Source organism: Duganella sp. S19_KUP01_CR8, assembly GCF_036688705.1.
In the GTDB taxonomy this organism is placed as follows: Bacteria; Pseudomonadota; Gammaproteobacteria; order Burkholderiales; family Burkholderiaceae_D; genus Rugamonas.
Genome location: NZ_JAQQPR010000014.1, coordinates 175,790 through 185,141, shown reverse-complemented (window position 1 = coordinate 185,141; position 9,352 = coordinate 175,790). Strand labels below are relative to the sequence as shown.

Sequence of the window (9,352 nt, the reverse complement as noted above, 5' to 3'; positions counted from 1 at the left end):
GCCTGGAGCGGGGGCGGCGAGCCGCTGCCGCTGGTGATGATGGACGCGCCCTGCATGATGCGCTCGGCCGCGCTGCATGCGCTGGACCGGGCCGGCATCCCGTGGCGCATCGCCTTCAGCAGCCCCAGCCTGGGTGGCGTGTGGGCGGCGGTGGCGGCCGGGCTGGGCGTGACGGTGCGCACCGAGGTCGGCCTGCCGCCGGCCTTGCGCGCGCTGGATCAGCCCGGCCTGCCGCCGCTGCCGGTGATCGGCCTGCGCCTGCATCGTAGCGCGGACGAGCTGGGCGCGCCGGCCCAGCGCCTGCACGACATCGTGTTGCAGGCGATCGCCGCGCAGCCGGCGCTGGCGCGCACGGCTGTGACTATTGGATAGATTGGCGGCGCCGCAAACGCGTAGAATTGCCCCTTGGAAATTTATTGCAAAGTAACATCTTTGCAAAATATAAAATAAACTTCAGGGGTCTTTATGAAAATGCATCACACCGGCGCCATCCTGGCTGCCGCCGCCATCGTCTCGGCCTTGTCCGGTTGCGCCACCGAAAGTTCGCAGGCCTTGGCCGTGCCGACCGTGGCCAGCGCCGCGCGTCCCTACACCGGCGCCCGCACCCTGGTCGCGGTCGGCAAGTTCGACAACCGCTCCAGCTTCATGCGCGGCATCTTCTCGGACGGCGTCGACCGCCTGGGCAGCCAGTCGAAGACCATCCTGATTTCGCATTTGCAGCAGACCAACCGCTTCAACGTGCTGGACCGCGACAACCTGTCGGAAACCAAGCAGGAAGCCGAATTCAAGAAACAAAGCCAGAACATCAAGGGCGCCGATTTCATCATCACCGGCGACGTGACCGAGTTCGGCCGCAAGGAAGTGGGCGACCACCAGCTGTTCGGCATCATGGGCCGCGGCAAGACCCAGGTGGCGTATGCCAAGGTCACGCTGAACGTGGTCAACATCGCCACCTCGGAAGTGGTGTATTCCAGCCAGGGCGCGGGCGAGTACAGCCTGTCCAACCGCGAGGTGCTGGGCTTTGGCGGCACCGCCAGCTACGACGCCACGCTCAACGGCAAGGTGCTGGACCTGGCCGTGCGCGAAGCGGTGGACCGCCTGGTGGCCGGCGTCGACGCCGGTGTCATGACCCGCAAACAATAAGGACAGCCATGAAAACCACCATGATCAAAAGCGCCGGCCTGATGCTGGCGCTGGCCGCCGGCGTGACCCTGAGCGGCTGCGCCTCGGCGCCGAAAACCCTGTACGGCTGGGAAGGCTATCAGCCGCAGGTGTACCAGCACCTGAAGGGCGAGAGCCCGGACCAGCAGATCGCCGCGCTGGAGAAGGACCTGCAAACCATGAGCGCCAAGGGCAAGTCGGCGCCGCCGGGCTTCCATGCCCACCTGGGCATGCTGTACTCGATCGCCGGCAAGCCGGACCAGGTCGTGGCGCAGTTCGAGGACGAGAAAAAACTGTTCCCGGAATCGGCGACGTATATGGACTTCCTGCTGGCAAAAATGAACAAGGGTGTGAACTGATATGCTGAACCGTATTCTGAAACTGGCCGTGTGCCTGCTGCCGGCCGCGCTGATCGTCGGCTGCGCCACGCCGAAGGCGCCGTATGACTACACCGCCTTCAAGGCCGCCAAGCCGCGTTCCATCGTGGTGCTGCCGCCGCTGAACAATTCGCCGGAGGTCAACGCCGGCAACAGCTTCTACGCGCAAGTGACGTATCCGCTGGCCGAGGCCGGCTACTACGTGCTGCCGGTGGCGCTGGTGGGCGAGACCTTCAAGCAGAACGGCCTGACCAGCGCGGCCGACATCCACGCGGTCGACGCCAGGAAGCTCAGCGAGATCTTCGGCGCCGATGCCGCGATGTACGTGACCATCACCAACTACGGCGCCAGCTACACCGTGCTCAACAGCGTAGTGGTGGTGACCGCCAACGCCAAGCTGGTCGACCTGAAGACCGGCAACCTGTTGTGGAGCGGCACCGCCTCGGCCTCCAACAACGAGGGCGGCAACAGCGGTGGCGGCGGCCTGGTTGGCGCGCTGGTGGCGGCCGCGGTCAAGCAGATCATCGCCAGCACCACCGACGCTTCGCATCCGGTGGCCGGCGTGGCCAGCTCGCGCCTGCTGTCGGCCGGCATGCCGAACGGCATGCTGTACGGTCCGCGTTCGGAAAACTACCTGAAGCCGTAAGCCTCAGCGCTTGATGCTGGCGCCGGCCAGCTGGGCCACGCCGGCCAGCGTGGTCTGCGCCGCGTTCAGGCCCAGCAGGAAGTCCTTGTCCGAATAGGCGGCGTAGACGTCGGTGGGCTGGTGCCAGTTGGGATTCCAGCCGGCGCCGATCTGCTGGCCGCGCTCGTTCTCGCGCAGCGAGATCGAAGGCACCAGATCCATGAACGGCGTCGAGTCGGTGTTGGTCATGTGGAAGCCGACGGCGGCCGGGTAGTTGCTGGCGTATTTGTCGTTGGCGGCGCGGAAGGCCCAGGCCAGCTTGGCCGAACCTTCCGCCTGCTGCGACACCGACTGGTATTCGATGTTGACGTCGGCCTCGCGCCGCTGCTCCGGCGGCGACACATAGACCGGCTGGCCCTTGGCGTCCAGCACCGGCTTGCCGGCCGCATCCAGTTTCGCGATCGGCATGCCGTGGTCCCACAACATCATGTCGTGCTGGATCAGGCCCAGCCATTTCGGCTCGGGATATTTGCCCGACCCCTTGGGCGATTCGATGCCCTGCATATCCTTGCGCTGCATGGCGTAGGCGGTGGCGCCGTTCAAGCCGGTCTCCTCATTGTTCCACAGCGCGAAGCGGATCGTGCGCTCGGTCTGCACGCCGGGCGCGCTGAAGATGCGCGCCAGCTCCATCACCAGCGCGGTGCCGGAGCCGTCGTCGTTGGCGGCCTCGCCGAAACCGATGCCGTCCATATGGGCGCTGACGATGTACATTTCCTCCGGATGCCTGGTGCCGACCTTGGTGCAATAGACGTTCTCGCGCTGCGAGGTGCCGACCGGCGTCTGTTCGGCGTTCAGCGCGCGCAATGTCGCATCGGGCTGGCGCAGCGGATCGGTGTTGACGCCGATCGCCGCGCGGTTGCCGAACAAGGTGCTGCCGCCCTGGCCGGCGGGACCGCCGGCGCCGCCGCTGGGGATGCCTGGCGCACGCTTGGCCGCGGGCGCGTCCGGCGCCGGCTGGGTGTACTGGTATTGCAGGCGTTCGGTGTTGCTGCAGCCGTAGGACTTGAGCTGGGCCTCGATCCAGTCCAGCGCCTGGCGGTTGCGCTCGGTGCCCTGGCGGCGGTCGCCGAAGCGCGTCAGGCTCTTGATGGTGGCCTTGTATTTTTCCAGGTCGAGCTGGCCGACCAGGGTGGCGATCGGATCGGCGGCGGCCGCGCTCTGGGCGTGGGCGAACGGCGCGGCGACGGCCAGCGCGATGGTCAAGGTACTGAAGACGACAACTGGTTTCATGGACATCCTCTGGTTGGCTGAAACAGGCTTTGCCATTCTGCATCAAGTTTGCGTAGACTGGGCGCACTATGAAAAAAATCGCCAAGGTGTCCATGTTTGCCGCATTGATCGTCGCCGCTTATCTCGGCCTGTGGCCGGTGCCCATCGTGCCGGTCAGCTGGACCGCGCCCACGCCGCCCGGCTACACGGGCATCCATGCGGTCAACCAGCGCCTGGCCGGCGTGCGGCAGATTGCGCTGGGCGGAGAAGTGGGGCCCGAGCATGTGTTGGCCGGACGCGACGGCAAGCTCTACACCGGCGTCTTCAGCGGCAAGATCCTGCGCATGAATGCCGACGGCGCCGCGCTGGAAACCTATGCCGACACCGGCGGCCGGCCGCTGGGGCTGGACTTCGACGGCGCCGGCAACCTGATCGTGGCCGACGCCGTCAAAGGCTTGCTGTCGGTGGCGCCGGACCGCAGCGTCAGCGTGCTGGCGGACCAGGTCGGAGGCGAGCCGATCCGCTTTGCCGACGGCGTGGCGGTCGCGGCCAACGGCAAGATCTACTTCAGCGACGCCTCGCAGCGCTTCGGCCCGGTCCAGCGCGACACCATGGAGGCGGCCATGCTGGATGTGCTGGAACAATCGTCGACCGGGCGCGTGCTGGAATACGATCCCGCCAGCAAGGCCACGCGCGTGCTGGCCGGCGGCCTGAGTTTTTCCAACGGCGTGTTGCTGAGCGCCGACCAGCGCTGGCTGTACGTGAGCGAGAGCGGCAAGTACCGGGTCTGGAAGATCGCCGTCGACGCGGCCGGAGTGGACGTGCGGGTGGCGTCGCCGCAGGCGCAGGTGCTGCTCGACAACCTGCCCGGCTATCCGGACAACCTGGTGCGCGGCGCCGGCGGCCGCATCTGGCTGGGCCTGTCCGGCCCGCGCAACGATCTCGACAAGATGGCCGACAAGCCGTATCTGCGCAAGCTGATGCTGCGCCTGCCGCGCGCGCTGTGGCCCGAGCCCAAGCCCTACGGCCATGTGCTGGCGTTCACCGAGGACGGCCGCATCGTCGCCGACCTGCAGGACCCGAGCGGCGCTTCGCCGGTGACCACCGGCGCGACCGAGACCGCCGACCGGCTGTACATCCACAACGTCGGCGCCGGCAGCCTGGGCTGGATGCAGCGCTGAAAAGTGATTGTCAATATCCTTGCATCTTGCTACTTATACAAAAACAACATTTGCGCAATATTTTTAAAAATAGCTATCATAATGACAATTTGTTGAAATTTTTACCGTAAAATAATCGCATTGTTGCTCGCCATATCCTCCATTCGTCTTGAAGGTTAGCCATGCGTAAGTTATTTTCTGCCTTGCTGTGTGCTGCGGCGCTCGCCGCCCCCTCTGCCTTTGCCGCCAACCTGGTCGCCGATGGCAGTTTCTCCTCCAGCACGCTGGCGGCCTGGACCCAAAGCGGCGACACCTCGGCGCAGACGGTCGGCTACGATTATTCCGGCACGCCGCTGTCCAGCATGTTCAACATGGTGTTCAGCGATGGCGCCTACCTGGGCGCCGGCATTCTGGGGCAGCAGGTCAACACCGACGGGCAGTATGGGCAGTCTGGCTCCCCTTGGCACGATGTCTACACGCTGAGCTTCGACCTGCAGCGCTACCATGCGAGCACGACGGATCCGGTGGTCAACGAGTCCAAGGTGCTGTTCGACGGCAAAGTCGTCTGGCAGCAGAGCAACACGGACGGCGACTGGACCCATATCACGATCACCAATCTGCTGACCTACCATCCCCAGACCTGGCTGCAATTTTCGAATCAAAACTATTACGACTACACCGCGATCGACAATGTGACGCTGTACTGGACCGGCGTGATCTCCGTGCCCTCAGTGCCGGAACCGTCGTCCGCGCTGATGTTGTCGCTGGGCCTGGGCACGCTGCTGCTGGCCGGCCGCGCCAAGCGCCGCCGATCGTCCTGAGCCGGGTCCCATCCGCCTGAACGCCGTCCGCCGACGGCGCTTTTTCCCCACGCCGCCCGGCATCGCCAACGCGGCCTCTCTCGCTACCAGGAGCCACCATGTCCGAACCATTTTTAGGCGAAATCCGCATGTTCAGCTTCGGCTTCGTTCCCAAGGGCTGGGCAAGCTGCAATGGACAAACGCTGTCGATCAACCAGAACCAGGCGCTGTTCGCCATCCTGGGCACCAGTTACGGCGGCAACGGCGTCAACACTTTCGCGCTGCCCGACCTGCGCGGCCGCGTGCCGATGCACAACCCGCAGCCGGGGGCGACCGGCGGCGCGGCGCGCCACACCTTGACGACGGCGCAAGTGCCGCAGCATGGCCACACGGTCAGGGCGGTCAACGAGGTCAACCCCACCTCGCTGCGTTCGACCAGTCCCAGCGGCAATTACTTCGACTCCATCCCGGCGGGCGGCGCCAACATTTACCACGGCTACGACGGCAGCGCGACTTTGCATCCGGCCACGGTCAGCTCGGCCGGCGGCTCGGCGCCGCATGAAAACCGGCAGCCCTACACGCCGAGCCTGTTCTGCATCGCGTTGAACGGCATTTTCCCTTCACATAACTAAGCTATCCCTGCTTTCAGGAGACTCTTCATGTCTTTCCCTTTTGTCGGTGAAATTCGTATGTTCGCGGGGAACTTTGCTCCGGCGGGTTGGGCATTTTGCGACGGCAGCCTGTGGCCCATCTCGGAAAACGAAGTCCTGTTCAACTTGATCGGCACCACCTATGGCGGTGATGGCGTCGAGACCTTTGCCATGCCCGATCTGCGCGGGCGCGTGCCGGTCCACGTCGGCGCGCTGCAAAACGACACTTACGTGCTCGGCGGGAACGGCGGCGTGGAGCAGGTCACGCTGACCGCCGCGCAAATGCCGGCCCACAACCATGTGATCAACGCCAGCACCGCCGCGCCGCCGCTTGCCGCCAGCGCGATCAACATCACCGACGGCAGCAGCTGGGTGCCGGCGGCGCCGTCGCCCAAGCCCAAGGTGTACACCACGGCGGCGCCGAATCTGCAGATGGGCGCGGACACCATCGGCCCGAGCGGCGGTAGCCAGCCGCACGACAATATGGCGCCTTACCTCGCGATCCAGTTCATCATTTCGCTGTTTGGCATCTTCCCATCCCAAAGTTAAGGACTCGTCATGGCAGATCCATTCCTTGCTGAAATCCGTATGTTCGCCGGAAATTTTCCTCCCGTCGGTTGGGCCACCTGCGACGGCCAGATCCTGCCGATTTCGCAGAATACGGCCTTGTTCTCCCTGCTGGGAACCATGTACGGCGGCGACGGCAAATCCACCTTCGCGCTGCCCAATTTGCGTCAGCGCGCACCGCTGGGTGTCGGCCACGGGCCGGGCTTGAGCGAGCGCTTCCAGGGTGAATCCGGCGGCCAGGCCAGCGTCGTGCTGCAGGCCACGGAACTGCCGTCGCACTCGCACACGATGCAGGCGTCCGGTTCGCCGGCCACCACCGGCAGTCCGAACGGCAATACGCTGGCGGTGTCCGTGTCGCCGACGCCGCCGTACATCGGCCCGGCGCCCCTGCACGCCATGGGGCCGGCGGTGTTGAGCGGTACCAACGGCGGCGGGCAGGCGCACAACAATATGCAGCCCTACCTGGAGCTGAATTTCATTATTGCGTTGCAGGGCATCTTCCCACCGCGCAGCTAATCTTCGTCAAGGAGCGATTATGGAACGTCGAACATTTGTGCTGGCCACCGGTGGCTTGTTGGGTGGCAGCGGCCTGTGCGGCGCGGCCGAGCTGAGCAAGGCCAAGCTTGCTCCACTGCCCGGCATCAGCGCCGGCATCGCCGCGACGCCGGCGGCCGGCAGCGCGGCGTATCTGCCGCTGCTGCAGGAGCGCTTCAATGTGTATCCGGGCGGCCGGGGGATGGCGATGACGCTGCTGAGCGTCAAGCGCAGCTTCGAGTCGGCCAAGGGCGACCAGTTTTCGCTGACCTTCGCGGTGGACGCCAGCCAGTCGCTGGCCAGCGGCGTGTATGAAGTCGAGCACGCCAGCGTCGGCAAGCAGACCGTCTATCTGCAACGGTCCGGCAACGGCCCGGAAGGTAATTACTACCGGGCCGATTTCAACTTGCTGAACTAGGCGCGACGCGCCATCCGGGGCGCCGCGCGCTGCGGCCGCGCGGGGTGGGAGGCGATCAGCGCCAGGTTGCCGGACGCCTTGCCAGGCTTGCCCTGCGGCGGCAGCTTGAACACTTCCAGCGCCTTGGCCACGGCCTGCGCCTGCAGGTCCAGCACGCCGGTGGCGGCCGACGCTTCCTCGACCATCAACGCATTCTGGCGGGTGACCTCGTCCAGCTGCATGATGGCGTCCTTGACCTGGTTGACGCCGCTGCTCTGCTCGCGCGTCGAGCCGCTGATGTCGCCCATGATGGCGGCCACCCGGCCGATGGCGGCGATCACCGCATCCATGTCCTGGCCGGCGGCGCTGGCCATGCCGGCGCCGGCCGCGATCTTGCCGGCCGAGGCATCGATCAGGGTCTTGATCTCCTTGGCGGCCGCCGCGCTGCGCTGGGCCAGGTTGCGCACCTCGCCGGCCACCACCGCGAAGCCGCGGCCGCTCTCGCCGGCGCGCGCCGCTTCCACCGCCGCGTTGAGCGACAGGATGTTGGTCTGGAAGGCGATGCCGTCGATCAGGCTGATGATGTCGACGATCTGGCTCGACGAGGCGCGGATGTCGTTCATCGCGGCCACCACTTGCGTGACCGCCACGCCGGTGCGTTCGGCCAGCGCGGTCGCTTCGCTCGCCACGCCGCTGGCGGTGTTGACGTTGTCGGCGGTCTGGCTGACGGTGCCGGTGATCTGGCCCATGTGCGCCGAGGTCTGCTCCAGGTTGGCCGCCTGCGCCTCGGTGCGCGCCGACAGGTCGGCATTGGCCGCGCGCACCTGGGTGGTGGTGCTGCGGGTCAGGGTGAAGTTGCTGCGGATGTCGACCAGGATGGACGCCAGGTTCAGGTTCAGCTGGCGCACGAACGCTTGCAGCTGGCCCAGCTCGTCGTGGCGGTCGACCGCCATGCGGGTGGTCAGGTCGCCGCCGGCCAGGATGCGGGCGGCTTCGATGCTGGCCTTGATCGGCGCCACCACCGCCAGGTGCAGGTTGCGCCAGCTGTACAGGGCCAGCGCCACCATCAGCAGCGCCTGCCAGTGCAGGGCGCTCGCGCTGTAGGTCCACACGGCGTGGCTGGCGATCGTCAGCCCGAGCACGGCCATGCCGCCGAAGCACAGGGCCAGGCGTTGCGCCAGCGTGATGTCGCGCAGCGCCTGGGTCCAGCGGCGCCAGCCGCGCGCGGCGGCGGCGCCGCGCACGATGCGGATGCCGTCCGGATTGCTGCCCTTGACGGTGCGGTAGAGTTGTTCGGCGTCCTGGATCTGTTCGCGCTTGGGCTTGGTGCAGACCGACATGAAGCCGGTGGTCTTGCCCTTTTCAATCACCGGCGTGGCGTTGGCGATGCACCAGAAGTGGCCGCCGTCCTGGCAACGATACTTGACCAGGCCGCGCCAGGGCTGGCCCGACAGCACGGTGCGCCACATGTCGGCGTCCACTTCGGGCGGCATGTCGGCATGGTAGAGCGAGGTCTGCGGGCGCCCGTGCAACTCTTCGTCGGCGTAGCCGCTGGCCTGGATGAAGGTGGAGTTGGCGTAGGTCAGGCGGCCCTGGAGGTCGGTGGTGGTGACGATGGGCTTGCCGTCTTCAAGGACGGTTTCGCGGCCGGCCGCTGGGGATGTGCTGCGCATGGGCGATCCTGTGCATGGGGTTGTCGAGGGTGGCTAGCATCCTAACAGATTCAAGTGTCAAATATTTCCCAGATGATATGATTTTTGTCTGCAGCCCAGCAAAATAGCATGGTGCTTTTTTACAACGGAAGGTTTCTTC

At 65.8% G+C, this 9,352-nt stretch carries 12 protein-coding genes; 10 read left to right on the top strand and 2 right to left on the bottom strand.

Annotated elements, in window-relative coordinates:
• The 4 genes from V6M89_RS16065 to V6M89_RS16050 all read left to right on the top strand — a co-directional run.
• Positions 1–372: LysR substrate-binding domain-containing protein (locus V6M89_RS16065; protein WP_332854098.1), on the top strand; the 372-nt coding region annotated here is incomplete at its 5' end.
• A 93-nt stretch (positions 373–465) separates the two neighbouring features.
• A complete protein-coding gene (locus V6M89_RS16060) occupies positions 466–1,143 on the top strand; it encodes a CsgG/HfaB family protein (protein WP_442881978.1) in 678 nt (225 codons plus the stop codon).
• Between the two features lie 8 nt (positions 1,144–1,151).
• Positions 1,152–1,520 (top strand): DUF4810 domain-containing protein, encoded by a 369-nt coding sequence (locus V6M89_RS16055; protein WP_332854097.1) that lies wholly within the window; start codon positions 1,152–1,154, stop codon positions 1,518–1,520.
• A gap of 1 nt (position 1,521) precedes the next feature.
• On the top strand, positions 1,522–2,184 hold the full coding sequence (locus V6M89_RS16050) for a DUF799 domain-containing protein (RefSeq protein ID WP_332854096.1): 663 nt from the start codon (positions 1,522–1,524) through the stop codon (positions 2,182–2,184).
• A 3-nt stretch (positions 2,185–2,187) separates the two neighbouring features.
• Here V6M89_RS16050 and V6M89_RS16045 read toward each other — a convergent pair whose 3' ends face one another.
• Positions 2,188–3,453, bottom strand: a complete 1,266-nt coding sequence (locus V6M89_RS16045) for a M28 family peptidase (RefSeq protein WP_332854095.1) — start codon at positions 3,451–3,453, stop codon at positions 2,188–2,190.
• Between the two features lie 68 nt (positions 3,454–3,521).
• Here V6M89_RS16045 and V6M89_RS16040 point away from each other — a divergent pair, with 68 nt between their 5' ends.
• The 6 genes from V6M89_RS16040 to V6M89_RS16015 all read left to right on the top strand — a co-directional run bounded on the left by V6M89_RS16040 (position 3,522) and on the right by V6M89_RS16015 (position 7,561).
• Positions 3,522–4,613, top strand: coding sequence for an SMP-30/gluconolactonase/LRE family protein (locus V6M89_RS16040; RefSeq protein ID WP_332854094.1), 1,092 nt, complete (start codon positions 3,522–3,524; stop codon positions 4,611–4,613).
• Between the two features lie 161 nt (positions 4,614–4,774).
• On the top strand, positions 4,775–5,413 hold the full coding sequence (locus V6M89_RS16035) for a PEP-CTERM sorting domain-containing protein (protein WP_332854093.1): 639 nt from the start codon (positions 4,775–4,777) through the stop codon (positions 5,411–5,413).
• A gap of 98 nt (positions 5,414–5,511) precedes the next feature.
• Complete coding sequence (locus tag V6M89_RS16030; protein WP_332854092.1) at positions 5,512–6,024, top strand: phage tail protein; 513 nt, start codon at positions 5,512–5,514, stop codon at positions 6,022–6,024.
• 27 nt (positions 6,025–6,051) lie between these two features.
• Positions 6,052–6,591 carry a phage tail protein gene (locus V6M89_RS16025; RefSeq protein ID WP_332854091.1) on the top strand — a complete coding sequence of 180 codons (540 nt, stop codon included), beginning with the start codon at positions 6,052–6,054 and terminating at the stop codon, positions 6,589–6,591.
• A 9-nt stretch (positions 6,592–6,600) separates the two neighbouring features.
• On the top strand, positions 6,601–7,125 hold the full coding sequence (locus V6M89_RS16020; protein WP_332854090.1) for a phage tail protein: 525 nt from the start codon (positions 6,601–6,603) through the stop codon (positions 7,123–7,125).
• 19 nt (positions 7,126–7,144) lie between these two features.
• The gene (locus V6M89_RS16015; RefSeq protein ID WP_332854089.1) at positions 7,145–7,561 is read left to right on the top strand and encodes a DUF6916 family protein; all 417 of its coding nucleotides are present in this window, start codon (positions 7,145–7,147) and stop codon (positions 7,559–7,561) included.
• Here the strand turns inward: V6M89_RS16015 and V6M89_RS16010 are convergent.
• The gene (locus V6M89_RS16010; protein ID WP_332854088.1) at positions 7,558–9,213 is read right to left on the bottom strand and encodes a methyl-accepting chemotaxis protein; all 1,656 of its coding nucleotides are present in this window, start codon (positions 9,211–9,213) and stop codon (positions 7,558–7,560) included. The two genes, V6M89_RS16015 and V6M89_RS16010, sit on opposite strands and share 4 nt — an antisense overlap.
• Between the last annotated feature and the right edge of the window lie 139 nt (positions 9,214–9,352).